General features: G+C 64.5%; 18 protein-coding genes. 13 read left to right on the forward strand and 5 right to left on the reverse strand.

Annotated features, from left to right (window positions below; all coding sequences use genetic code 11):
* Positions 1 to 204 precede the first annotated feature (204 nt).
* From ligA to H7993_RS04030, 4 genes are all read right to left on the reverse strand, one after another.
* Positions 205 to 2,547 (reverse strand): NAD-dependent DNA ligase LigA, encoded by a 2,343-nt coding sequence (ligA, locus tag H7993_RS04015; RefSeq protein WP_185793526.1) that lies wholly within the window; start codon positions 2,545 to 2,547, stop codon positions 205 to 207.
* Between the two features lie 127 nt (positions 2,548 to 2,674).
* Positions 2,675 to 3,598 carry a cell division protein ZipA gene (zipA, locus tag H7993_RS04020; RefSeq protein WP_122478420.1) on the reverse strand — a complete coding sequence of 308 codons (924 nt, stop codon included), beginning with the start codon at positions 3,596 to 3,598 and terminating at the stop codon, positions 2,675 to 2,677.
* Between the two features lie 192 nt (positions 3,599 to 3,790).
* Positions 3,791 to 7,279 carry a chromosome segregation protein SMC gene (gene smc / locus H7993_RS04025; protein WP_185793527.1) on the reverse strand — a complete coding sequence of 1,163 codons (3,489 nt, stop codon included), beginning with the start codon at positions 7,277 to 7,279 and terminating at the stop codon, positions 3,791 to 3,793.
* 2 nt (positions 7,280 to 7,281) lie between these two features.
* On the reverse strand, positions 7,282 to 7,941 hold the full coding sequence (locus tag H7993_RS04030) for a GntR family transcriptional regulator (RefSeq protein ID WP_122795688.1): 660 nt from the start codon (positions 7,939 to 7,941) through the stop codon (positions 7,282 to 7,284).
* A gap of 246 nt (positions 7,942 to 8,187) precedes the next feature.
* On the opposite strand from H7993_RS04030, the gene xdhA reads away from it, so the two are divergent.
* The 11 genes from xdhA to H7993_RS04085 all read left to right on the forward strand — a co-directional run bounded on the left by xdhA (position 8,188) and on the right by H7993_RS04085 (position 21,973).
* Positions 8,188 to 9,642 carry a xanthine dehydrogenase small subunit gene (xdhA, locus tag H7993_RS04035; protein ID WP_185793528.1) on the forward strand — a complete coding sequence of 485 codons (1,455 nt, stop codon included), beginning with the start codon at positions 8,188 to 8,190 and terminating at the stop codon, positions 9,640 to 9,642.
* Complete coding sequence (gene xdhB / locus H7993_RS04040; RefSeq protein WP_185793529.1) at positions 9,635 to 12,010, forward strand: xanthine dehydrogenase molybdopterin binding subunit; 2,376 nt, start codon at positions 9,635 to 9,637, stop codon at positions 12,008 to 12,010. Before xdhA ends, xdhB begins: the two co-directional genes overlap by 8 nt.
* Positions 12,003 to 12,869 (forward strand): xanthine dehydrogenase accessory protein XdhC, encoded by an 867-nt coding sequence (gene xdhC / locus H7993_RS04045; RefSeq protein WP_185793530.1) that lies wholly within the window; start codon positions 12,003 to 12,005, stop codon positions 12,867 to 12,869. Before xdhB ends, xdhC begins: the two co-directional genes overlap by 8 nt.
* Positions 12,866 to 14,173: a guanine deaminase gene (gene guaD, locus H7993_RS04050; RefSeq protein WP_185793531.1), complete on the forward strand. Its 1,308-nt coding sequence runs from the start codon at positions 12,866 to 12,868 to the stop codon at positions 14,171 to 14,173. Before xdhC ends, guaD begins: the two co-directional genes overlap by 4 nt.
* Before the next feature lie 88 nt (positions 14,174 to 14,261).
* Positions 14,262 to 14,543 (forward strand): peptidylprolyl isomerase, encoded by a 282-nt coding sequence (locus H7993_RS04055; RefSeq protein ID WP_122714191.1) that lies wholly within the window; start codon positions 14,262 to 14,264, stop codon positions 14,541 to 14,543.
* Between the two features lie 118 nt (positions 14,544 to 14,661).
* Entirely contained in the window at positions 14,662 to 16,509 is a 1,848-nt protein-coding gene (locus tag H7993_RS04060) for an extracellular solute-binding protein (protein WP_185793532.1), read from the forward strand.
* Positions 16,509 to 17,570 carry a microcin C ABC transporter permease YejB gene (locus H7993_RS04065; RefSeq protein WP_122478436.1) on the forward strand — a complete coding sequence of 354 codons (1,062 nt, stop codon included), beginning with the start codon at positions 16,509 to 16,511 and terminating at the stop codon, positions 17,568 to 17,570. The genes H7993_RS04060 and H7993_RS04065 overlap by 1 nt, the downstream gene beginning before the upstream one ends.
* Positions 17,567 to 18,589 carry an ABC transporter permease gene (locus tag H7993_RS04070; protein WP_185794163.1) on the forward strand — a complete coding sequence of 341 codons (1,023 nt, stop codon included), beginning with the start codon at positions 17,567 to 17,569 and terminating at the stop codon, positions 18,587 to 18,589. Before H7993_RS04065 ends, H7993_RS04070 begins: the two co-directional genes overlap by 4 nt.
* Before the next feature lie 131 nt (positions 18,590 to 18,720).
* The gene (locus H7993_RS04075) at positions 18,721 to 20,298 is read left to right on the forward strand and encodes an ABC transporter ATP-binding protein (RefSeq protein ID WP_185793533.1); all 1,578 of its coding nucleotides are present in this window, start codon (positions 18,721 to 18,723) and stop codon (positions 20,296 to 20,298) included.
* A gap of 39 nt (positions 20,299 to 20,337) precedes the next feature.
* On the forward strand, positions 20,338 to 21,108 hold the full coding sequence (hbdH, locus tag H7993_RS04080) for a 3-hydroxybutyrate dehydrogenase (RefSeq protein WP_185794164.1): 771 nt from the start codon (positions 20,338 to 20,340) through the stop codon (positions 21,106 to 21,108).
* A 70-nt stretch (positions 21,109 to 21,178) separates the two neighbouring features.
* Positions 21,179 to 21,973, forward strand: a complete 795-nt coding sequence (locus tag H7993_RS04085) for an endonuclease/exonuclease/phosphatase family protein (RefSeq protein ID WP_122714227.1) — start codon at positions 21,179 to 21,181, stop codon at positions 21,971 to 21,973.
* A gap of 114 nt (positions 21,974 to 22,087) precedes the next feature.
* On the opposite strand, the gene H7993_RS04090 is transcribed toward H7993_RS04085, so the two are convergent.
* Positions 22,088 to 23,251, reverse strand: coding sequence for a PilT/PilU family type 4a pilus ATPase (locus H7993_RS04090; RefSeq protein ID WP_185793534.1), 1,164 nt, complete (start codon positions 23,249 to 23,251; stop codon positions 22,088 to 22,090).
* An 87-nt stretch (positions 23,252 to 23,338) separates the two neighbouring features.
* Here H7993_RS04090 and H7993_RS04095 point away from each other — a divergent pair, with 87 nt between their 5' ends.
* The gene (locus H7993_RS04095; protein ID WP_185793535.1) at positions 23,339 to 25,480 is read left to right on the forward strand and encodes an ATP-binding protein; all 2,142 of its coding nucleotides are present in this window, start codon (positions 23,339 to 23,341) and stop codon (positions 25,478 to 25,480) included.
* A 42-nt stretch (positions 25,481 to 25,522) separates the two neighbouring features.
* Positions 25,523 to 25,798 carry a peptidylprolyl isomerase gene (locus tag H7993_RS04100; protein WP_043189034.1) on the forward strand — a complete coding sequence of 92 codons (276 nt, stop codon included), beginning with the start codon at positions 25,523 to 25,525 and terminating at the stop codon, positions 25,796 to 25,798.
* Positions 25,799 to 25,810 lie beyond the last annotated feature (12 nt).

The raw sequence follows: 25,810 nt of genomic DNA on the forward strand, positions 1-25,810 counted from the left end.
TTGGGCGGAAATGCGGATGGGAGGTTGAAGAAGGTCATGTAGCAGCGGCGCGAGCCGCGTCGACGGTGGCCGCAGTCAGTCTGAATGAACGCGGTAGAACCGGACGCGGCTTGCGCCGCTGCTACAGGGGGGGGTGGCCCTGGGCTCTGATTGCTGGGGTGCATCGCAGTTTGGGGCAAACTTGGGGTGCGTCATGTCATGATGTTACATATTGTCAAGAAACTTCAGGAACTGCTCTTCGTCGAGGACCTTGATGCCCAGTTCGCTGGCTTTGGCCAATTTAGAGCCGGCGCCGGGGCCTGCCACCACGGTGTGGGTCTTGGCGGAAACCGAGCCGGAGACCTTGGCCCCAAGGGCTTCGAGCTTCTGCTTGGCTTCGTCGCGGCTCATCTGCTCCAGCGAGCCGGTCAGTACCCACGTCTGCCCCGCCAGGGGCAGGCCTTCGACGACTTTTTTCTCGCTCGCCCAGTGCATGCCGAAGGCTTGCAACTGCGCTTCCACGGCCTTGGCCGTCTCGGCGTTACGCGGCTCCTTGAAGTACTCGCGCACCGCCTCCGCCTGCCGGGCGTTGAGCGCCTGGCGCAGGTCGATGCCGTCGGCGGCGATGATCTGGTCCAGGCTGCCCAGCTTGGCCACCAGCTTCTCGGCGCCAGTCGGCCCTACCGAATTGATCTCCAGCTTGGCGATCATGCCGGCCAGGGTGGTGCTGGCGGCGTACTCGGGGTGTACGTCGCCCTCCTCCTGCAACTGCAGGCCGCGCTCGAGCAATTGCTGGATGACGCTGCGGTTGTGCGGATCTTCGAAGAAGCTGTGGATCTCGAAGGCCACTTCCAAACCGACGTCCGGCAGATAAGTCAGCACCTGCGGCAGCGCTTCGCTGACGCGCTGCAGCGAGCCCAGGGAGCGCGCCAGCACCTTGGCCGTTTCCTCGCCCACGTCGGGGATGCCCAAGGCATAGATGAAGCGTGCCAGGCTCGGCTGCTTGCTGTCGGCGATGGCCTTGAGCAGGTTGTTGCTGGACACCTCGGCGAAGCCGTCCAGCTTGACCACGTCGTCGAACTGCAGCGTGTAGAGGTCGGCGGGCGAACTGACCAGGCCTTCGTCGACCAACTGCTCGACGCTCTTTTCACCGAGCCCGTCGATGTCCATCGCCCGCCGCGAGACGAAATGTATGATCGCCTGCTTGAGTTGCGCACCACAGGCCAACCGCCCGACACAGCGATAGACCGCGCCTTCGCTGACCGTCTGCTTGCCCTTGCTGCGCTTGACCAGCTGGGTGCGCTCGACATGGGAGCCGCACACCGGGCAGGTTTCCGGCACCTGAACCGCACGGGCGTTGTCCGGCCGACGTTCGACCACCACCTGCATGACCTGGGGAATGACGTCACCGGCGCGACGGATGATCACGGTATCGCCGATCATCAGGCCCAGGCGCGCCACTTCGTCCATGTTGTGCAGGGTAGCGTTGGCCACCGTGACGCCGGCCACCTTGACCGGCTTGAGCCGCGCCACGGGTGTAACGGCGCCGGTGCGGCCCACCTGAAATTCCACGTCGAGCAGTTCGGTGAGCTCTTCCATGGCGGGGAATTTATGGGCAATGGCCCAGCGCGGCTCGCGCGCGCGAAAGCCCAGCTCGCGCTGAGAGGCCACACTGTTGACCTTGAACACCACACCGTCGATTTCATAGGGCAACTGGGTTCGGCGGGCGCCGATGTCGTGGTAGTACTCCAGGCACTGCTCGATGTTTTCCGCGACCTTGAGTTCGCGACTGATCGGCATGCCCCACTGCTTGAGCTGTTCGAGGTTGCCGGTGTGGGTGGTGGCGATGTCTTCGGTAACTTGGCCGATGCCGTAGCAGCAGAACTCCAGGGGACGGCTGGCGGTGATCTTCGAGTCGAGCTGACGTAGGCTGCCGGCCGCAGCGTTGCGCGGGTTGGCGAAGGTCTTGCCGCCGACTTCCATCTGGCTGGCGTTGAGCCGCTCGAAGCCGGCCTTGGACATGTACACCTCGCCGCGCACTTCCAGCACCGCTGGCCAGCCACTGCCGTGCAGCTTGAGCGGGATATTGCGGATGGTGCGCACGTTGACACTGATGTCTTCGCCGGTGGTGCCATCGCCGCGGGTGGCGCCGCGAACCAGGGCGCCGTCCTGATACAGCAGGGAAACAGCCAGGCCGTCGAGCTTGGGTTCGCAGCTGTAGTGGATGGCCGCGCCGCTGCCGAACAGATCACCGGTGGGCAGGTCGAGGCCTTCGGTGACGCGGCGGTCGAATTCACGCAGGTCGACCTCTTCGAAGGCGTTGCCCAGGCTGAGCATGGGGATTTCGTGGCGCACCTGGGAGAACGCTGTCAGTGCAGCGTTGCCGACGCGCTGCGTGGGCGAGTCGGGCGTGACCAGCTCGGGATGGGCGGCTTCGAGCGCTTTCAGTTCATGGAACAGACGGTCGTATTCGGCGTCGGGGATGCTGGGTTCGTCGAGCACGTGGTAACGGTAATTGTGCTGGTCGAGTTCGGCACGCAGTTCGAGGATACGGGTGGCGTCGGTCATGATCGGTTCTCGCTTGAAGCAAAAGAGCAGCCTGGGCTGCTCTTGGGTTGGATCTGGGGGTTCGGCGGCGCTCCGTTCGCGGGCACTGCCCGCTCCTACAAGGGCACGGGCTGCGGCAGTATCGGACTTAGCGCTTGTGAGTCATGGCGCGGCGTTCGAATTCGACGATGCGCTGGCGGTAGTGCTCGATGGTCTGCGCGGTCAGCACGCTGCGCTGATCGTCCTTCAACTCGCCGTCCAGTTCATGGGCCAGCTTGCGCGCCGCAGCCACCATCACGTCGAAGGCCTGCTTGGGATGACGCGGGCCTGGCAGACCGAGGAAGAAGCTCACGGCACGGGTGCTGAAATGGTCGATATCGTCCAGATCGAAGATGCCCGGCTTGACCGCATTGGCCATGGAGAACAGCACTTCGCCATTGCCGGCCATGCTTTCGTGACGATGGAAAATGTCCATTTCGCCGAAGCGCAGGCCGCTTTCCAGGATGTTCTGCAGCAGCGCAGGGCCGCGGAAGCCGCTCTCGCTGCGCGAGATGACGCTGATCACCAGCACCTCTTCGACCGGTGGCAGGTCTTTCTCCACGGCCGGGGCACCGCTGCTGGAAAAACCCTTGCCCTCGCTGGCGAAATCGTCGTGGGCGTCACGCGCCGCTTTCATCGCAGGCTGCGGTTTGGCCGGCTTGGGCTCGCGTGCAGGCTTGGTCGGCCGGGCCTCGCGAGGCTCCTTGATCTCGTCCGGCTCCACGGCCAGGTTGAGATCAGCGTGGTCGGCCGACGGCTCGCGCTTGGCGCGCTGGTTGCCGCCGTCGCGCTGGGCGCTCATGGACGGCAGGTCATGCTCATCCAGTTGCGGCTCTTTATGAGCATCGAGTACGCGAGGCGGACCGAGCACTTCGGCGCCCGTGTCTTCCTCGGGAAGGTTGTTGATGTTGCGATCCAGGCGAAACTTGAGCTTGCCCTTGCCGCCACGCATCCGGCGCCAGCCGTCGAAAAGAATACCGGCAATGACAATGATGCCGATGAGGATCAGCCACTCGCGCAGACCGATTTCCATGTAATCCCGTGCCTCTATAAAAATGCTGAAAAATAAAGGGTGTGAACCCTCTTTAAGACGTGGCGCCAACTGTATGTTCTGACAGGCGTTTTCCCACGCGTAAACAAGACTTTGGTAAAACTAGCACGACCAGAAACAACTTTACACCGTCTGTCGCATTTGGCTCGATTTTAACGCCATGATAAGGGTTTTTCAGGCCTCGACCATGGCCAATGCCTCTTCCACGTCCACGGCCACCAGTCGCGAGCAACCGGGTTCGTGCATGGTCACCCCCATCAACTGATCCGCCATCTCCATGGCGATCTTGTTGTGGGTGATATAGATGAACTGCACCGTCTGCGACATCTCTTTCACCAACCGCGCGTAACGACCGACGTTGGCGTCGTCCAACGGTGCATCGACTTCGTCGAGCATGCAGAACGGCGCCGGATTCAGTTTGAAGATAGCGAAAACCAGGGCCAGTGCGGTCAAGGCTTTCTCTCCACCGGAGAGCAAATGAATGGTGCTGTTCTTCTTGCCGGGCGGACGCGCCATGATCGTCACCCCTGTATCGAGTAAATCTTCGCCCGTCAGTTCCAGATAAGCACTGCCACCACCGAAAACTTTTGGAAAAAGTGCCTGCAAACCGGCATTGATCTGGTCAAAGGTGTCCTTGAAGCGGCTGCGGGTTTCCTTGTCGATCTTGCGAATGACGTTTTCCAGGGTGTCCAGCGCTTCGGCCAGGTCGGCGTTTTGCGCATCCAGATAGCGCTTGCGCTCGGATTGCTGCTGGTATTCGTCGATGGCCGCGAGGTTGATCGCGCCCAGGCGCTGGATGCGCCCGTCGATACGCTGCAGTTCTTCCTCGGCCTCCTGCTCGCTGGCCAGCACGTCGAGGGTGGCGAGCACGCCGTGCAGGTCGTAGCCGTCGGCCTGCAGCTGCTCCTGCAGGGTCTTGCGCCGCACGCTGAGCCCCTGCCACTCCAGGCGATGCTGTTCCAGCTGGCCGCGCAACAGCTGGCTCTGCTGCTCGGCCTGGGTGCGACGTTTTTCGACCTCGCGCAGCTCACGATCGGCATCGTCCAGTGCCAGCCGCGCGTGACGCATTTCTTCGTCGACGGCCATGCGCTGCTCGAGCAGGCCTTCGAGGTCCAGGCGCAGTTCTTCGAGCGGGGCTTCGCCCTCCTCCAGGTTCAGACTCAATTGTTCGCGTTTCTCGCCCAAACGCTCGGCCTGCAATTGCAGGCGTTCCAGCGCCTGGCCAGTGGAGTCGTGCTGGGCGCGCAGCGAGCCCAGGCGAACCGCCAACTGATGCGCGCGATCCTTGTGCTGGCGGGCGTCCTGGCGAATGCGCTCCAGGCCTTCGCGCAGGCTGTCGCGCTGCGCCATGAGCTGTTCGCGCTGTTCGGTGTCGGTGGCCATGGCGTCGAGCGCGTCCTGCAACTGCAGGCGCGACTCACCAAGCTGCTCGTGTTCCAGGGCGCGCTGTTCGGCCAACTCGCCGAGTTCTTCGTCGAGGCGCCGACGACGCAGCGCCAACTGCTCGGCCCTGGCCCGGCTCGCCGAGAGCGTGGCCTTGAGTTCGCCCTGCTGGCGATTTTCATCCTGGATGCGGCGGCGCAGCTGTTCGCGCAGCTGTTCCTGGGCATCCTGCTGTTCACGGCAGGCCGCAAGCTGTTCCTGAAGTTGCGCAAGGGTCGCTTCGCGCGACTCGACGTCCAACTGCAGGGCCTGCAGCTCCTGCCCACGGGCCAGAACTCCGCGGCTGGCGTCGTTGCCACGGCTGACGCGCAGAAAGTGCCGACCCAGCCAATAGCCGTCCTGGCTGACCAGGCTTTCGCCGGGGGCCAATTGGCTGCGCAGGGCCAGCGCGGTGTCGAGGTCGGCGACCGTTCGCACCCCCGCGAGCCAGGGGCTCAGGTCGACCTGGCTGTGAACCTTGTGCAGCAGACTGTCTGGCAAAGCTACGGCGCCCGCAGCCGCGCTGATCAGGCGCAGTTCGCCCTGATCGAAGCCGGCCAGGTCGAGGCCTTGCAGATCATCGACCAGCACTGCCTGGAGATCGGCGCCCAACACGGTTTCCAATGCCAGCTCCCAGCCGGGCTCGACGCGCAGCCCTTCGGCCAGGCGCGGATGGCGGGCCAGCCCCTGTTGATCCAGCCACTGCGCGGTGCCCGTGCCCGGATCCAGCGCGGCCTGCTGCAAAGCCTCGAGGGAAGCCAGGCGGCCGTTGAGCCGCTGCAGCTCGCCCTGGGCCTGTTGCTGGGCCTGGGTCGCCTGTTGCAGTTGCTGACGGGTAGCGTCCAGCTGTTCGGCCTGCTGCCGTTCCTCGGCGGTCCACTCTTCGATGAGCATTTCGCTGCTGGCCAGCTGTTCGGCCAGTTCGAGGATGGCGGCGTCTTCAGGGTCGGCCGCCAGCAGTTCGCGCTCTTCGCTGTGGCGCCGCTGCCGCTCGGCCAGGCGCTGCATCGACAGTTCGAGCTGGGCGATGCGCGCCTGCTGAACTTCGGCCAGGCGCCGTGGCTCGGCCGAGTCAGTGTTGAACCGGTCCCACTGCTCCTGCCAACCGTGCATGCGGGTTTCCGCTTCTTCCAGCGCCGCCGCCGCTTCTTCGGCGGCGGCACTGCTGATTGCCTGCTCGGGCTCGAGCATGTCCAGCTCTTCGCCCAGGGTCGCCAGCAGGGTCTGGTCGTGGCCCAGGTGCGATTCGGTTTCCAGGCGAGCGCGTTCGGCTTCCTTGAAATCGTCCTGCAGTTGGCGCAGGCGCTGCTGGCCGTGCTGGATGTTCTGCTCGACACGGGCGATGTCACCGCCCACGGAATAGAAGCGCGCCTGCACGGTATTGAAGCGTTCGGACAGCTCGTGATGGCCATCGCGCAGGCGCTCGATGCCCGCATCGGCGTTGCGCTGTTCCGCCACCAGCGCTTCGAAGGCCACCTCCTGATCGGCAATGACCGCTTCGCGCTGGCCCACCTGCTCGTTCAGGGTTTGCCAGCGCAAGGCCGACAGCTGCGCCTTGAGCTGGCGTTCCTCGGCTTTGTACTGCTGGTATTTCTCGGCCGCCTGGGCCTGGCGGTGCAGGCGTTCGAGCTGGCGTTCCAGCTCTTCGCGCAGGTCGGTCAGGCGCGCCAGGTTCTCATGGGTACGGCGAATGCGACTTTCGGTCTCGCGGCGGCGCTCCTTGTACTTGGAAATGCCGGCGGCTTCCTCGATGAAGTTGCGCAGGTCTTCGGGCTTGGCCTCGATCAGCTTGGAGATCATGCCCTGCTCGATGATCGAGTAGCTGCGCGGGCCCAGGCCGGTGCCGAGAAAGATGTCGGTGATGTCGCGGCGCCGACACTTGGTGCCGTTCAGGTAATAGGTGTTCTGGCTTTCGCGGGTGACCTTGCGCCGGATCGAGATTTCCGCGTAGGCCGCGTACTCGCCCACCAGAGTGCTGTCGCTGTTGTCGAACACCAGCTCGATGCTGGCCTGGCTGACCGGCTTGCGGCTGGTGGAGCCGTTGAAGATGACGTCGGTCATCGACTCGCCGCGCAGGTTCTTCGCCGAGCTCTCGCCCATGACCCAGCGCACGGCGTCGATGATGTTGGACTTGCCACAACCGTTGGGCCCGACCACGGCAGCCATGTTGCTGGGGAAGTTGACTGTGGTCGGGTCGACGAACGACTTGAACCCGGCCAGGCGAATGCACTTGAGGCGCATGCTCAGCGCGCCGCCAGGGCGCTGAGCACCAGTTCACAGCTGCGCTGGCAGTATTCGCCGAGAACCTTGCGGATGAGTTGCGGATCGCGCGCGGAAACCGCCTGCAGCAGCCGCCCGAACAAGGCCAGGTATTCGCTCATCGAGGCCTTGCGCTGCTCCAGCGCCAGGTAATAGGTGCGGTTCATGGCCGGCTGGAGGTTCTCGATGGTTTCTTGCAGGTACGGGTTGTTGGCGAACGGATAGGCGGCGCGCATGACGTTGAAGCTGTCCTCGACGAAGGCGTTGATGTCCTGGCGCTCGTAGCTGGTCTGCAGGCGTTGCTGGATGACCAGGAACGGTGCGAGGTCGGCCTCGGTCTGCCAGCGCTGGGCCACGGCGTCGCCGAGCATGATGTACATCTCGCCCATCAGGGCACAGAGGCTGCGCACCTTGTGCTCGGTGAGTTCGCTGACCTGGGCACCGCGCCGCGGCAGGATCTCGACCAGGTGGCGGCGCTCGAGAATCAACAGGGCTTCGCGCACCGAGCCGCGGCTGACGTTCAGCGCCTGGGTGACCTTGAGTTCCTGAATGCGCTCGGCCGGCTTGAGCTCACCGCTGATGATGCGCTCGGCCAGATGATGGGCAATTTGCTCGGCGAGGCTGTCCGGCGCCTTGAACGTCATGGGTTTCCTTCGACAATCGGTAATCGGCAAGCTGTGATCAAAGCATGCGGCGCAGTGTACTCCAATTGAACGGCAAAGGCGGCAGTTGGCACGGATGTGGCTTGGCAAAGGCATGACTGCCGGGGTGCAGGCAACGGGTTCGCGAAACTTCCTGACCCGCAGGTCAGCTAATCGTTGACCCCTTCCCGGCCGCCGCATAGATTCTGCTCAAGGCAGACCCAAGAATCAGGTGTCGTGAGGCCATCCGTGATCCAGTTTCTCTTGAATCAACAGCTGCATACCGAGCACGCCCTGGACCCGAACCTGACCGTGCTCGACTACCTGCGCACCGATCTGGCGCGTCCAGGCACCAAAGAGGGGTGCGCCAGCGGCGATTGCGGTGCGTGCACGGTGGTCATCGGCGAACTGGTAGAAGACGGCGCGCAGGCGCAGATGCGCTATCGCAGCAGCAACGCCTGCCTGACCTTCGTCGCCAGCCTGCACGGCAAGCAACTGCTCAGTGTCGAGGACCTCAAGCATCAGGGCCGCCTGCACAGCGTGCAGCAGGCCATGGTCGACTGCCATGGCTCGCAGTGCGGGTTCTGCACCCCTGGCTTCGTCATGTCGCTGTTTGCCCTGCAGAAGAACCAACCCCAGGCCAGCCGCGAGCAGGCCTGCGAAGCACTGGCCGGCAACCTGTGTCGCTGCACCGGCTACCGGCCGATTCTCGACGCCGCGGCCCAGGCCTGCGGCGGACCTGCGCTGCCCGATCAGTTCGACAGCCAGCAGGCGCAGACCATCGCCAGGCTGAAAACCATTGCACCGGCGCACACCGACGAGCTGCACGGTGGCAACAACCGTTGCCTGATGCCCTTGACCGTGGCCGATCTGGCCGAGCTTTACAGCGAGCAGCCCGAGGCACGGCTGCTGGCCGGGGGCACCGACCTGGCGCTGGAGGTGACCCAGGCGCACCGGGTGCTGCCGGTGATGATCTACGTGGGCCACGTGGCCGAGATGAAGCGCATCGAGACGTTCGACGACCGCCTGGAGATCGGCGCGGCCACGCCGCTGACCGACTGCTATCAGGCACTGGCGCACGAGTACGCGGATTTTGGCCACCTGCTGCACCGCTTCGCCTCGTTGCAGATCCGCAACCAGGCCACCCTGGGCGGCAACATCGGCAATGCGTCGCCGATCGGTGATACTCCGCCGCTGCTGCTGGCCCTGGGCGCGCAGGTGGTACTGCGCAAAGGCTCGCGCAGCCGCACCCTGCCCCTGCAGGACTATTTCATCGACTACCGCATCACCGCTCGCGAAGACGGCGAGTTCATCGAGAAGGTCATCGTGCCGCGCGCCGACCCGCGCCGGGCTTTCCGCGCCTACAAGGTGTCGAAACGCCTGGACGATGACATTTCCGCGGTTTGCGCCGCGTTCGACCTGTTGATCGAAGACGGTGTGGTGCACGAGGTGCGCGCCGCCTTTGGCGGCATGGCGGCAATTCCCAAACGCGCTGCGGCCTGCGAATCGGCACTGCTCGGCAAGCCCTGGAACAAGGCCAGCGTCGAGGCCGCCTGTGCCGCCCTGGCCGAGGATTTCACACCGCTGTCGGATTTTCGCGCGAGCAACCATTACCGCCTGCTGACCGCACAGAACCTGCTGCGCAAGTGTTTCCTCGAGCTGCAGTCGCCACACATTCAAACGCGGGTGAGCGCCCATGTCTGAGCATCCAGCGCCCGACAGCCAGGCACGCATGGCTGAACTGTTCGCCCAGGGCCTGACCACCGGCGTTGGCCGGGGCGTCAAGCACGACAGCGCCGACAAGCACGTCACCGGTGAGGCGGTGTACATCGACGACCGCCTGGAATTCCCCAACCAGCTGCACGTGTACGCCCGGCTTTCCGACCGTGCCCACGCGCGCATCGTGCGCATCGATACGTCGGCCTGCTACACCATTCCCGGCGTGCGCCTGGCGATCACCCACGAGGACATTCCCGGCCTCAAGGACATCGGCCCGCTGTTGCCGGGCGACCCGCTGCTGGCGATCGACAAGGTAGAGTTCGTTGGCCAGCCGGTGCTGGCCGTGGCGGCGCGCGACCTCGACAGCGCCCGCCGCGGGGCGATGGCCGCCGTGATCGAGTACGAAGATCTGCCGCCGGTGCTGGACGTGGTCGAGGCGCTGCGGCAGAAGCATTTCGTGCTCGACAGCCACACCCACCAGCGCGGTGATTCGGCGACCGCTCTGGCCAGCGCCACCCATCGCCTGCAGGGCAGCCTGCACATCGGTGGCCAGGAGCATTTCTACCTGGAGACGCAGATCAGCTCGGTGATGCCCACCGAGGACGGCGGCATGATCGTCTACTGCTCGACGCAGAACCCCACCGAGGTGCAGAAGCTGGTGGCCGAAGTGCTGGGCGTGTCGATGAGCCAGGTGGTGGTGGACATGCGCCGCATGGGTGGCGGCTTCGGCGGCAAGGAAACCCAGGCGGCCAGCCCGGCCTGCCTGTGCGCGGTGGTGGCGCACCTGACCGGGCAGCCGACCAAGATGCGCCTGCCGCGGGTCGAGGACATGCTCATGACCGGCAAGCGCCACCCCTTCTACATCGAGTACGACGTCGGTTTCGACGACAGCGGGCGCCTGCACGGGATCAATCTGGATTTGGCCGGCAACTGTGGCTACTCACCCGACCTGTCGGCATCAATCGTCGACCGGGCGATGTTCCATGCCGACAACGCCTATTACCTGGGCGACGCCACCATCAATGGCCACCGCTGCAAGACCCACACCGCGTCGAACACCGCCTACCGCGGCTTCGGCGGCCCCCAGGGCATGGTCGCCATCGAGGAAGTGATGGACCGCATCGCCCGCCACCTGGCCCTCGACCCGCTGGCGGTGCGCAAGGCCAACTACTACGGCAAGACCGAGCGCAACGTCACCCACTACTATCAGACGGTGGAGCACAACCTGCTCGAAGAGATCACCGCCGAGCTCGAAGCCAGCTGCGACTATGGCGCGCGCCGCGAGGCGATCTGCGCGTTCAACGCCGACAGCCCGATATTGAAGAAAGGCCTGGCACTGACGCCGGTGAAGTTCGGTATCTCGTTCACCGCCAGCTTCCTCAACCAGGCCGGGGCGCTGATCCATATCTACACCGACGGCAGCATTCACCTGAACCACGGCGGCACCGAAATGGGCCAGGGCTTGAACGTCAAGGTCGCGCAGGTGGTGGCCGAGGTGTTCCAGGTCGACATCGGCCGCATCCAGATCACCGCGACCAATACCGACAAAGTGCCCAACACCTCCCCCACCGCGGCTTCCAGCGGGGCCGACCTGAACGGCAAGGCGGCGCAGAACGCGGCGCTGATCCTCAAGCAGCGGCTGGTGGAGTTCGCCGCCCGGCACTATCGGGTCAGTGAAGAAGACGTGGCGTTCAGCAACGGCCACGTGCGCGTACGGGACCAGTTGCTGACGTTCCAGAGCCTGGTGCAGCAGGCGTGGATGGGCCAGGTGTCGCTGTCCAGCACCGGTTATTACAAGACGCCGAAGATCCACTACGACCGCAGCCTGGCGCGTGGCCGACCGTTCTACTATTTCGCCTACGGCGCGGCGTGCTGCGAAGTGGTGATCGACACGCTGACCGGCGAGTACAAGCTGTTGCGCACCGATATCCTGCATGACGTCGGCGCCTCGTTGAACCCGGCCATCGACCTCGGCCAGGTGGAAGGCGGCTTCCTGCAAGGAGTGGGCTGGCTGACCTGCGAGGAACTGGTGTGGAGTGACCAGGGCAAGCTGCTGACCAGCGGGCCGGCCTCGTACAAGATTCCGGCGGTGGCCGACATGCCACAGGATCTGCGCGTGCACCTGGTTGAGAACCGCAAGAACCCGGAGGACACGGTGTTCCATTCCAAGGCCGTGGGCGAGCCGCCGTTCATGTTGGGAATCGCCGCCTGGTGCGCAATCAAGGACGCCGTGGCGAGCCTGGGTGATTACCGCCTGCAACCGAACATCGACGCCCCCGCCACCCCGGAACGGGTGCTCTGGGGCTGCGAGCAGATACGCAAGGCGACCGAGGGGAGCACTGCCCATGACTGACTGGATCGGCGCGCTGGCCGAGCATCAGGCCCGCGGCGATGCCTGCGTGCTGGTGACCATCATCGAAGAAAAGGGCTCTACGCCGCGCAACGCCGGGGCCAAGATGGTGGTCAGTGCCACCGCCCTGTACGACACCATCGGCGGCGGTCATCTGGAGTACAAGTGCCTGCACATCGCTCGACAGATGCTCGCCGAAGGCACCCGCGCCACGCGCCTGGAACGCTTCAGCCTGGGCGCCAGCCTGGGCCAATGCTGCGGCGGTGCCACGGTGCTGCTGTTCGAGCCCATGCTGCAGGCGCAGGCCCAGGTGGTGGTGTTCGGCGCCGGCCACGTCGGCCGCGCGCTGGTGCCCCTGCTGGCGAGCCTGCCGTGCCGGGTGCGCTGGGTCGATTCGCGGGCCGACGAGTTTCCGCCGAGCCTGCCCGACGGGGTCTGCCAGGTGATCACCGACGACCCGGTGGATGAAGTGGCGAGCCTGCCGGCGGGCAGCTACTGCATCGTCATGACCCACGACCACTCGCTCGATCTGGAGTTGACCCGGGCCATTCTCGAACGCAACGACTTCACCTGGTTCGGCCTGATCGGCTCGGCCACCAAACGCGCCCGCTTCGAGCATCGCCTGCGCGACCGCGGCATCGCGCCCAGTGTAGTGCAGCGCATGCGCTGCCCCATGGGCCTGGCGGCAGTCAAAGGCAAGCTGCCGATGGAAATCGCCGTTTCCATCGCCGCCGAGATCATCGCCACCTACAATGCGCACTTTGGCGCCCGCGCCGAGCCGGGGACAGCCAGCTCGCCGGAGGTCGCCCAACTGCTGCCGCGCTCGCGCCGCAGCCCCGTTACCTTGAGAGATGCACCATGAGCCTTACCCGCAAAGCCTATCGCGCCGCGATCCTGCACAGCCTCGACGACCCTGCCCTGGTCGGTGTCCAGGCCTCCTACCAATACTTCGCCGATGGCGTGCTGGTGGTGGAGGACGGTCGCATCCTGGCGCTGGGCGCGGCCGACGAGGTGCTGCCGACCCTGCCGGCCACCGTCGAGGTCACTCATTACCCGGATGCCTTGATCACCCCCGGTTTCATCGACACCCACATTCATTTTCCACAGACCGGCATGGTTGGTTCCTATGGCGAGCAACTGCTGGACTGGCTGAACGAGTACACCTTCCCGTGCGAAGGCCAGTTCAGCGACAAGGCCCATGCCGACCAAGTGGCCGATATCTTCCTCAAGGAACTGCTGCGCAACGGCACCACCACCGCGCTGGTGTTCGGCAGCGTTCACCCTGAATCGGTCGACGCCCTGTTCGAGGCCGCCGAGGCCCTGGACCTGCGCTTGATCGCCGGCAAGGTGATGATGGACCGCAACGCCCCGGACTACCTGACCGATACCGCCCAGAGCAGCTACGCCCAGAGCAAGGCGCTGATCGAGCGCTGGCACGGCAAGGGCCGCCTGCACTACGCGGTGACGCCACGCTTCGCGCCGACCAGCAGCGAGGCGCAGTTGACCCTGGCCGGGCAATTGCTGCGCGAATACCCGGACGTCTACCTGCAGACCCACATCAGCGAGAACCTCAAGGAAATCGAGTGGGTCAAGGCGCTGTTCCCCGAGCGGCGCAACTACCTGGATGTGTACGACCATTACCAACTGCTCGGCGAGCGCTCGGTGCTGGCCCACGGCGTGCACCTGTGCGACGAGGAATGCCAGCGCCTGGCCGAGACCGGCTCGGCCATCGCCTTCTGCCCCACCTCTAACCTGTTCCTGGGCAGCGGCCTGTTCAACCTGCCCCAGGCCGAGCGCTTCAAGGTCAATGTCGGCCTGGGCACCGATGTCGGTGGTGGCACCAGCTTCTCGCTGTTGCAGACCCTGAACGAGGCGTACAAGGTCATGCAGTTGCAGGGCGAAAAGCTCAACCCGTTCAAGTCGCTGTACCTGGCGACCCTGGGCGGCGCTCGCGCACTGCGCCTGGAAGACCGTATCGGTACGCTGCAACCAGGCACCGACGCCGACTTCGTGGTGCTCGACTACCATGCCACGCCGCTGCTGAGCTATCGCATCGGCCAGGCCAAGACCTTCGAGGAAGTGCTGTTCGTGCTGATGACCCTGGGCGACGACCGCGCGGTGCTGCAGACCTACGCCGCAGGGCGCCAGGTGCATTGCCGCGACTGAGCGTCCGTACACATTCGTATGGAACTTTTGCAGGAAAATGCCCCCTCAATCGGGTACCCTGCCCACTTTTTCAGAAAGGAGAATCATCATGGCTAAAGCCACTGCCCGCCACATCCTGGTCGCCGACGAAGCCAAGTGCATCGACCTCAAGTCCCAGATCGAAGGCGGCGCCGATTTCGCGGAGATCGCCAAGGCCAACTCCACCTGCCCCTCCAGCCGCCAAGGTGGCGACCTGGGTTCGTTCGGCCCAGGCCAGATGGTCAAGGAATTCGACACCGTCGTGTTCAGCGCGCCGATCAACGTCGTGCAGGGCCCGGTGAAGACCCAGTTCGGTTACCACCTGCTGGAAGTCACCAGCCGCCAGGACTGATCAGTCCACGGTCTGCGTTACACCCGAACGGCCCGTCTATCGCGGGCCGTTCTGCATTTGCAATGCCACCGGGCCATGATGTTAGGCTGCACCCTTCGCTCTTCGAATCAGGCAGATAATGCGCGCAGCTTTCCTCTCATTCGTTCTTTGTGCCCTGTTCACCACCGCGAGCAATGCCCAGGCTGCGCCGCAGCACGCATTGACCGTCTACGGCGAAGCGCCCCGCTACCCTGCCGACTTCCAGCATTTCGACTATGTGAATCCCGATGCGCCCAAGGGCGGCAGCCTGCGTCGCTCGGCGGTGGAGATCGGCCAGTACGACCACATTCTGCCGTACATCGACAAGGGCATTGGCGTCAGCCAGGTCGACGGCCTGCTCTACGCCCCTCTGGCGGTGCGCTCGCTGGACGAGCCGTACACCGTGTACGGGCTGGTGGCCGAGCGCATGGAGCGCAGTGAAGACGGCCTGTGGCTGCGCTTCTACCTCAACCCAAAGGCGGTGTTCGCCGACGGCCAGCCGATCACCGCGCAGGACGTGCGCTACACCTTCGAGCTGTTGATGCGCGAAGGCAGCCTGGGCTACCGCACGCAGTTCGCCAATGTGGCGGACGTGCAGGTCGAGGGCCCGCGCCAGGTGCGTTTCAACTTCAAGAGCGCCGAAAGCCGCACCCTGCCGCTGGACCTGGCGACGCTGCCGGTGCTGCCCGAACACTGGTGGAAAACCCGCGACTTCGCCAACGGCGGCGGCTTCGGGGCACCGCTGGGCAGCGGCCCGTACCGTATCGACAAGATCGACAACGGCCGCAGCATCACCTTCCAGCGCAACCCCGACTGGTGGGGCAAGGACCTGCCCGAAGCACGCGGCATGTACAACTTCGACCGCTTCAGCATCGAGTACTTCGGCGACACCGACGTGGCCCGCCAGGTGCTGCGCGGCGGCGGTTACGACTACAACCGCGAGTTCTCCGCTACCGCCTACACCATCGGCTACAACGGCCCGGCGCTCGACGATGGCCGCCTGCAACGCGCGCACCTGGCCAAGCAGGGCCTGCAATCGGCCCAGGGCTTCATTTTCAATCTGCAGCGACCGGTGTTCCAGGACCGCCGCGTGCGCCAGGCGCTGGCCATGCTCTGGGACTTCGAATGGAGCAACCGGCAGATGATGCGCGGCATGTACATCCGGCAGCAGAGCTTCTTCTCCAACAGCCCGCTGGCCGCCCGTGAATTGCCCAGCGACGGCGAATTGCAGATTCTGGAAAAACTGCGTGGCCAGGTGCCGGATGAAGTGTTCAGTAAAGTCTTTCATGCGCCCGTCAGCGACGGCTCCGGGGTGATCCGCGACAAGCAGCTGCAGGCGCTGCGTTTGCTGCAACTGGCCGGTTGGCATGCGGACGGCGACCGTCTGGTGAACGCCGAAGGCCAGCCGCTGAGCTTCACCTTTCTCAATACCCAGAACGGTCTGGAGCGCTTGCTGCTGCCGTGGAAACGCAACCTGGCGCAGATCGGCATCACCATGGAGATTCGTCGCATCGATTCCTCGCAGTACGTCAACCGCTTGATGGCGCGCGACTACGACATGATCATCAGCGGCTACCCGGTGACCCCGACGCCGGGCATCGAGCTGTACAACTTCTTCGGCTCGAGCGTGGCCACCGACCCCGGCTCGAACAACCTGATGGTGCTCAAGGACCCGGCCGTGGACCAGTTGATCAATGGCCTCGGCGCGGCCAGCACGCAACCGCAGATGCGCGACTACGCGCACGCCCTCGACCGGGTGCTGCAGTGGAACTACTACTGGGTGCCCAACTATTACCCGCCGGGCACCTCCACGGTGTGGTGGAACCGCTTCGGCATGCCCGCCTCGCCAGCGCCCAATGACCCGGCCATCGAAACCTGGTGGGAGGTCAGCCCGACGGCGCTGACCACCGAACAGATGCGCGACCGCCTGACAGGGAAGACTCACTGATGCTGGGTTACACGCTACGTCGCCTGCTGCTGATCGTGCCGACCTTGCTGGCGATCCTGCTGGTCAATTTCGCCATCGTCCAGGCCGCGCCGGGCGGCCCGGTCGAGCAAGCCATCGCGCGCCTGCAGGGCGTAGGCGGCGCCAGCGTCACCGGTGGCGGCGGCGACACGCTGCAGGGCGGCTCGCGGGCCAGCCGTGGCCTGGACCCGAAACTGATCAAGGACATCGAGCGCCAGTACGGTTTCGACAAACCGGCCCACGAGCGCCTGTGGCTGATGATCAAGAGCTACGCGGTGCTGGATTTCGGCAGCAGCTTCTTTCGCGGCGCCAAGGTCACCGACCTGATCCTGGACAAGATGCCGGTGACCCTCTCGCTGGGCTTCTGGGCCACCTTGATCACCTACCTGGTGTCGATCCCGCTGGGCATTCGCAAGGCGGTGCACCATGGCAGCCGCTTCGACATCTGGAGCAGCAGCCTGATTATCATCGGCTATGCCATGCCGGCGTTCCTGTTCGCCATGCTGCTGATCGTGGTGTTCGCCGGCGGCACTTCGTTGAACTGGTTTCCGGTGCGCGGGCTGGTCTCGGACAATTTCGCCGAGCTCAGCGTGCTGGGCAAGGTCGCCGACTACTTCTGGCACCTGGTGCTGCCGGTCACCTCGCTGGTGATCGGTGGTTTCGCCACCTTGACCATTCTTACCAAGAATTCCTTCCTCAACGAGGTCACCCGGCAATACGTGGTGACGGCGCGGGCCAAGGGCCTGAGCGAGCAACGGGTGCTGTACGGCCACGTGTTCCGCAACGCCATGCTGCTGGTGGTGGCCGGCCTGCCACAGGCGTTCATCAGCGTGTTCTTCGCCGGTTCGTTGCTGATCGAGGTGATCTTCTCCCTCGACGGGCTCGGTCGCCTGAGCTATGAGGCCGCCGTGGCGCGGGATTATCCGGTGGTGTTCGGCTCGCTGTTCATCTTTACCCTGCTGGGGCTGCTGATCAAACTGATCGGCGACCTGTGCTACACCCTGGTCGATCCCCGCATCGACTTCAGCGCGAGGAATGCCTGATGCGCCTGTCGCCCCTGGCCCGTCGTCGCCTGGACCGCTTCAAGCAAAACCGTCGCGGCTGGTGGTCGCTGTGGCTGTTCCTGGCCCTGTTCGCCCTGACGCTGGGCGGCGAGTTGGTCGCCAATGACAAACCGCTGGTGCTCAAGTACGACGGCGAGCTGTATTTCCCGGTGTTCAAGCGCCATACCGAGATGGAATTCGGCGGCCAGCTGCCGTTCCAGGCCGACTACCGCAGCGAGTATGTGCGGCAGTTGATCGAGGCGCGCGGCGGCTGGATGCTGTTTCCGCCGATTCCGTTCAGCGCCGACACGCCCAACTACGACCTGAGCCAACCGGCTCCCAGCCCGCCGTCGACCACCAACTGGCTGGGCACCGACGACCAGTCGCGCGATGTGCTGGCGCGGGTCATCTTCGGCGCGCGGGTGTCGATCCTGTTTGCCCTCGCATTGACCTTGATCAGCTCACTGATCGGCATCGGCGCCGGTGCTCTGCAGGGCTACTACGGCGGTTGGGTGGACCTGTTCGGCCAGCGTCTGCTGGAGGTCTGGTCGGGGCTGCCGGTGCTTTACCTGCTGATCATCCTGTCGGGCTTCGTCGAACCCAATTTCTGGTGGTTGCTGGGGATCATGGCGCTGTTTTCCTGGTTGGCGCTGGTGGACGTGGTGCGCGCCGAGTTCCTGCGCGGGCGCAATCTGGAATACGTCAAGGCAGCGCGAGCGCTGGGGCTGTCGGACCGCAAGATCATTCTGCGGCACATTCTGCCCAACGCCATGAACGCGACCCTGAGCTTTCTGCCGTTCATTCTGACCGGGGCGATTTCCACGCTGACGGCGTTGGATTTCCTCGGTTTCGGCATGCCGGCCGGCAGCGCTTCGCTGGGGGAATTGATTGCCCAGGGCAAACAGAACCTGCAGGCACCCTGGTTGGGGTTTACCGCGTTTTTCACGCTGGCGCTGATACTGTCGCTGCTGGTGTTCATTGGAGAGGGGCTGCGCGATGCGTTCGATCCGCGTGCTTGACTGGGGATTTGTGGGGGTTCATTCGCGGCCGCTGACCGCTCCTACAGTGGATGCAGGCACTTCACCAATCCCTGTAGGAGCGGCCAGTGGCCGCGAACGCGGTATCCCAGTCCCCGCAGAAGGCCCTGCCCATGACCGCTGAAAACCTCATCGAAATCCGCGACCTGAGCGTGGCGTTCAATGGCCATTCGGTAGTCAAGGACGTGAGCTTCGACATTCCCGTCGGCCAGTGCGTGGCCCTGGTCGGGGAATCGGGTTCGGGCAAGTCGGTGACGGCCCATTCCATCCTGCAACTGTTGCCCAACACCGCTTGCACGAGCAGCGGCAGCGTGCGCTACCTGGGGCAGGAACTGATGGGCGCCGATGCAGCGACCCTGCGCCGCATGCGCGGCGATCGCATCGCCATGATTTTCCAGGAGCCCATGACTTCGCTCAATCCCTTGCACACCGTGCACAAGCAGATCGGTGAAACCCTGCTGGTGCACAAGGGCATGGGTGGCAAGCAGGCCGAGGCACGCATCCTGGAATTGCTCGAGATGGTCGGCATCCAGAACCCGCGCAAACGCCTCAAGGCCTACCCGCACCAGTTGTCCGGTGGCCAGCGCCAGCGCGTGATGATCGCCATGGCATTGGCCTGCGAGCCACAGCTGTTGATCGCCGACGAACCCACCACCGCCCTCGACGTGACGGTGCAACGGCGCATCCTGCTGTTGCTGCAGTCATTGCAGAAGCGCCTGGGCATGTCGCTGCTGCTGATCAGCCACGACCTCAACCTGGTGCGCAGCATTGCCCAGCATGTCTGTGTGATGCGTGCCGGCGAAATCGTCGAGCAGGCCGCTTGCGAGCAGCTGTTCAGTGCACCGCAGCACCCCTATAGCCAACTGTTGCTGGACGCTGAACCGGCCGGCGCGGTGCTGTGCCAGGAGAATCGGCCGGAACTGTTGCAGGTCGACGGCCTGAAGGTCTGGTACCCGTTGGACGGCGGCCTGTTCCGCAAGCCGCGCGAGTTCGTCAAGGCAGTGGACGGCATCAGCCTGAGCGTGCAGCAGGGCAAGACCCTGGGCATCGTCGGCGAGTCCGGTTCGGGCAAGTCGACCCTCGGCCAGGCGATCCTGCGCCTGCTCGACTCCCAGGGCAGCATCCGCTTCCAGGGCCAGGCACTCGATGGTCTGGATCAGAAGCAGATGCGGCCGTGGCGCAAGCAGATGCAGGTGGTCTTCCAGGACCCCTTCGGCAGCCTCAGCCCGCGCATGTCGGTGGCGCAAATCATCAGCGAAGGTCTGGAAGTGCACAGCGGCGCCAACGCCCGGGCCTGCGACGAGCAGGTCGTCCAGGTGCTGCGCGAAGTCGGCCTGGACCCCGCGGCGCGGCACCGCTACCCCCATGAATTTTCCGGTGGCCAGCGTCAGCGTATCGCCATCGCGCGGGCACTGGTGCTGCGCCCGGCGCTGATTCTGCTGGACGAGCCGACCTCGGCCCTCGACCGCACGGTGCAGAAGCAGGTGGTGCAACTGCTGCGCCAGTTGCAGGAGCGCCACGGCCTGACCTACCTGTTCATCAGCCATGACCTGGCGGTGGTGCGGGCGCTGGCCCATGATGTGATCGTGGTCAAGGACGGCCAGGTGGTGGAGCACGGCCCTACCGACCGACTGTTCACCGACCCTCGGCATCCCTACACCCAGGAATTACTGCAGGCGGCGCTGGTGTAGCGTGGTATAGATTGCAGGACAACCCCAGAGGCAATGCATATGGCACTCGACGGCAAGACGGCTTTGGTTACCGGCTCCACCAGCGGCATCGGCCTGGGCATTGCCTCGGTGCTGGCCCGCCACGGCGCCAACGTGGTGCTCAACGGTTTCGGCGATCCGGCGGCGGCCCTCGCGGAAGTACGCCGGCATGGCACCCAGGTCGCCCACCACGGTGCCGACGTGAGCGACCCGACGCAGCTGGCCGAGCTGTTCGAGTACGTGCAAGCGACGTTCGGCGGTGTCGATATCCTGGTCAACAACGCCGGCATCCAGCACGTGGCGGCGGTCGAGGCATTTCCCGTTGAGCGCTGGGATGCGATCATCGCGATCAACCTGTCCTCGGTGTTCCACGGCACTCGCCTGGCGCTGCCGGGCATGCGTGAGAAAGGCTGGGGGCGGATCGTCAATATCGCTTCGGTGCACGGTCAGGTCGGCTCGGTCGGCAAGGCCGCCTATGTCGCCGCCAAGCATGGCGTGATCGGCCTGACCAAGGTGGTCGGCCTGGAAACCGCGACTACGCAGATCACCTGCAACGCCATCTGCCCCGGCTTCGTGCTGACTCCGCTGGTGCAGAAGCAGATCGATGATCGTGCAGCCAAGGGTGGTGACCCGGCCGACGCCCAGCGCGAACTGCTTGCGGAAAAACAGCCCTCGCTGGAATTCGTCACGCCCGAGCATCTGGGCGAACTGGTGATGTTTCTGTGCAGCGAGGCCGGCAGCCAGGTGCGCGGTGCGGCGTGGAACATCGACGGTGGCTGGCTGGCGCAATGACGCGGGGAACCGCCCCGTGCCGGCAAAGTCGGAGTAAGGACATTACCATGTGCAAGGAGCTTCTGTGACCATCGCTCCCCCCAGCGAACCGCTCGGCCCGCAAGCGCCGGACCAGACCCGTGAAGTGCATCGCCTGCGGGTGCTGACGGTGAATACACACAAGGGTTTTACCGCATTCAACCGCCGTTTCATCCTGCCCGAATTGCGTGAGGCGGTGCGCAGCACCAGCGCCGACCTGGTGTTCCTGCAGGAAGTGCTGGGCGGCCACGACGGCCATGCGTCGAAGTTCTCCAACTGGCCGCAGATGTCACAGTACGAGTTTCTCGCCGACAGCATGTGGAGCGATTTCGCCTACGGGCGCAACGCGGTGTACCCGGACGGCCACCATGGCAACGCTGTGCTGTCCAAGTACCCGATCCTGCGCTACAGCAACCTCGACATCTCGATCACCGGGCCCGAGCGCCGCGGCTTGCTGCATTGCGTGTTGCAGGTACCGGGGCACGACGAGGTGCATGCGATCTGTGTGCACTTGTCGCTGCTGGAAAGCCACCGGCAACAGCAATTGGCGCTGTTGAGCCAGCTGCTCGATTCGTTGCCCGAGGATGCGCCGGTGATCATTGCCGGCGATTTCAACGACTGGCAGTTGCGCGGCAACGCTACGCTGGCCAAGCGCAAGGATCTGCACGAGGCGTTCGAACGGCACAACGGGCAGTTGGCCAAGACCTACCCGGCGCGCTTTCCGCTGCTGCGCCTGGATCGGATCTATGTGCGCAACGCGACCAGCCACGGGCCGATCATTCTGGGCAACAAGCCGTGGACGCACCTGTCGGACCATTTGCCGTTGGCGGTTGAGATTCATCTGTAGCGCAGACCCTTGTAGCAGCGGCGCGAGCCGCGTCCGGGTGCGCTGCGGTGTATCTGTAAAACCGCGATGAGGCCGGACGCGGCTCGCGCCGCTGCTACAAGGATCATTGGCGGGTCACTGCGGGCTTTCGGGGTCGTCGCTCACCAGGCCCCAATCTGCGCTTTTGCGGTCGGATGCAGGCGTGGGCGGGGCGGGCGCCGAGGTGTGCTGCACGCCTTCCTCGCCATGCAGCTTCAAGCGCAGGCGCAGGTTGTTCACCGAATCGGCATTCTTCAACGCTTCTTCCTCGCTGATCGCCCCCTCGATGGCCAGCTCGTACAAAGCATGGTCGAACGTCTGCATGCCCAGGTTCACCGATTTCTCCATGATGCCCTTGAGCTCGGAAAACTCGTTGCGGTGAATGAAGTCGCGAATCGTCGGCGTGCCCAGCATCACCTCGACCGCGGCGCGGCGCTTGCCGTCGGTGGTGCGTACCAGCCGCTGCGAGACGAACGCCTGCAGGTTGTTGCCCAGATCGTTGAGCAACTGCGGGCGGCGGTCTTCGGGGAAGAAATTGATGATGCGGTCCAGCGCCTGGTTGGCGTTGTTGGCGTGCAAGGTGGAAATCGCCAGGTGGCCGGTGTCGGCGAATGCCAGTGCGTGTTCCATGGTTTCGCGGTCGCGGATCTCGCCGATCAGGATCACGTCCGGCGCCTGGCGCAGGGTGTTTTTCAGGGCGGCCTGGAAGCTGCGCGTGTCGACCCCCACTTCACGCTGGTTGATGATCGACTTCTTGTGCCGGTGGATGAACTCCACCGGGTCCTCGATGGTGATGATGTGCCCGCTGCTGTTGCGGTTGCGGTAGTCGATCAATGCGGCCAGCGACGTCGACTTGCCGGAACCGGTCGCGCCGACGAACAGCACCAGGCCGCGCTTTTCCATGATCACGTCGAGCAGCTTGCGCGGCAGCTTGAGGTCTTCGAAGCTGGGAATGTCGAGCTTGATGTTGCGTGCGACAATGGACACTTCGTTGCGCTGCTTGAAGATATTGACGCGAAAGCGCCCTACCCCGTGGATCGACAACGCCAGATTCATTTCCAGCTCACGCTCGAAGTCGATACGCTGCTCGGCGTCCATGATGCTGGCCGCGATCGCGGCAATGTCGCCTGGTTTCAAGGCTTCGGCGCTGAGCGGCTTGAGCACGCCGTTGAACTTGGCGCAGGGTGGCGCGCCAGTGGACAGGTAGAGGTCGGAGCCGTCCTGACTGGCCAGGAGCTTGAGCAATGCCTGGATTTCCATAGGCTTGGGGTCCTGTAAAGGCGGTCGATAGAAAGTACGCTATAGCTTGGCTGGATAAGCAGCCGCGGTAAATCAAAGGATAACGCAATGAATGCCTCACCTGTGGGCGGCAAGGTCGCGACATTGATCGCCAACATGGACTGGACCGACAGCCCCCTGCCCGGCCCCGATGCCTGGCCACAGAGCCTGCGCACGGCCGTGGACATCGTCACCCACTCGCCCATGCCGATGCTGCTGCTGTGGGGCACGCAACTGTGCCAGCTGTACAACGACGCCTTTGCCTTGCTGGTGGGCAGCAACCACCCCCGCGCCCTGGGCCAGCCGGTGGACCGCATCTGGCCCGAGCTCAAGCCATTTTCCGATCCCATCTACGCCGCGGTGATGCGCGGCGAAGTGCGTGCCTTCACCGAGAAGGGCTTCAATCTGCCGCGCGAAGGGCACTCGGCGCGGGTCTGGCTGGACCTCACCTACAGCCCGATTCGCGACGAAAACGAGCGCGTCGCCGGCATTCTGGTCACGGCCATCGAGGCCAACGAGCGCCGTGAAGTGAGCGCGGTGGGCAAACGCACCGAGCAGGAGCTGCGCGACAGCGAGGCGCATTTCCGCATGGCCATCGAGCTGTCCCCGGCGGTGCACTGGACCGCCGATGCCAATGGCCGCACCGACGGCGAAAGCCAGACCGAGCGCTGGCGCCAGCTGACCGGCATGCGCAGCCTGCGACCGGACGACGATTGGGCGCAACTGGTGCATCCTGACGATCACCTGCCAACCCTCGACGCCTGGCACCTGGCGGTGAGCACTGGTCGCCCCTACGATGCCGAGTACCGTCTGCGCATGGCCGATGGCAGCTACCACTGGATGCACGCCCGTGCGCTGCCCCAATTGGATGCCGACGGCGTGATCCGGCAATGGTTCGGCATGACCGAAGACGTACATAATCGCCGCCAGGTGGAGCAGGCGCTGCGCGAGCTCAACGAGCACCTGGAAACCCGGGTCAGCGAGCGGACCCAGGCCCTGGCCGAGGTCAACCTGCGCCTGCAGAACGAAATGCAGGAGCGCGAACGCGCCGAAGAGGCGTTGCGCCACGCGCAGAAGATGGAAGCGCTGGGGCAGTTGACCGGTGGCATCGCCCACGACTTCAACAACATGCTCACCGGCATCATCGGCAGCCTCGACCTGATGCAGCGCTACATCGACGCCGGGCGCAGCAGCGAAATCAAGCGCTTCAGCGAGGCGGCGGTCAGTTCGGCCCATCGCGCCGCCGGTCTGACCCATCGCTTGCTGGCGTTTTCGCGACGGCAGTCGCTGGACCGCAAGCGCCTGGCGCCCAACGCGCTGGTGCATTCGCTCGAAGAGCTGTTCAGCCGCACGCTCGGCGAACATCTGCAGTTGCAGCTGCAACTGGCGCCCGACGTCTGGCCAGTGAACACCGATGCCAGCCAGCTGGAGAACGCCCTGCTCAATCTGGTGATCAATGCCCGCGACGCGATGCCGGACAGTGGTGTGCTGACCATCGAAACCGCCAACTGCGAGCTCGACGCCACCCCGGAAGGCGCTACGCTGGAGCCGGTCAAGCCGGGTGCCTACGTGATGTTCCGGGTCAGCGACAACGGCAGCGGCATGAGTGCGCCGGTGCTGGCCAAGGCATTCGATCCGTTCTTCACCACCAAGCCCATCGGTCAGGGCACCGGCCTGGGCCTGTCGATGATCTATGGCTTCGCCCAGCAGTCGGGCGGACAGGTAACGCTGCAGAGCCGTCCCGGCGAGGGCACCTGCGTGCGCCTGTACCTGCCGCGGCACAGCGAACCGTCCGATGCGCTGGCCGAGCAGCGCGCTCCGGCCGTGTTGCCCATGGCCCGGGACGGTGAAAGCGTGCTGGTGGTCGAGGACGATCCAGCGGTGCGGATGCTGGTGCTCGATGTGCTCGACGAACTGGGCTACGCCGCGCATTCCGCCGGCGAGGCCACGGCGGCGCTGGCCTTGCTCGACGCGGGATTGGACATCGACCTGCTGGTGACCGATGTGGGCCTGCCAGGGCTCAACGGCCGGCAGTTGGCGGAGATTGCACGGCAGCAGCGGCCGGGCTTGAAGGTGCTGTTCATCACCGGCTATGCCGAGAAAGCGGCGGAACGCTACGGTTTTCTTGCCGAGGGCATGGACATGATCACCAAGCCGTTTTCCATCGAGCGCCTGGGCAGCAAGATCCGCGACATGATCAACCTGGCGTGATTTGCGGCATAATCAGCGGCTTTTTCCAGCGAGCATCGGGCAATGAAGGCACAAGCAAGGCACATTCTGGTCAAAACTGCCGAGGAGGCGGAGGCGCTGCGCCTGCGGATTGCCAAAGGTGAGGCGTTCGATGTGCTGGCGAAAAAGTATTCGACCTGCCCGTCAGGCAAGCGCGGCGGTGACCTGGGTGAAGTGCGACCGGGGCAGATGGTCGGTGCCATCGACCAGATCATTTTCAAGAAACCGCTGCGTACGGTGCACGGGCCGGTGAAAAGCAAGTTCGGTTATCACCTGGTGCAGGTGTTCTACCGCGATTGACGAACATCCGTA

Source organism: Pseudomonas baltica (genome assembly GCF_014235765.1).
Taxonomy (GTDB): domain Bacteria; phylum Pseudomonadota; class Gammaproteobacteria; order Pseudomonadales; family Pseudomonadaceae; genus Aquipseudomonas; species Aquipseudomonas baltica.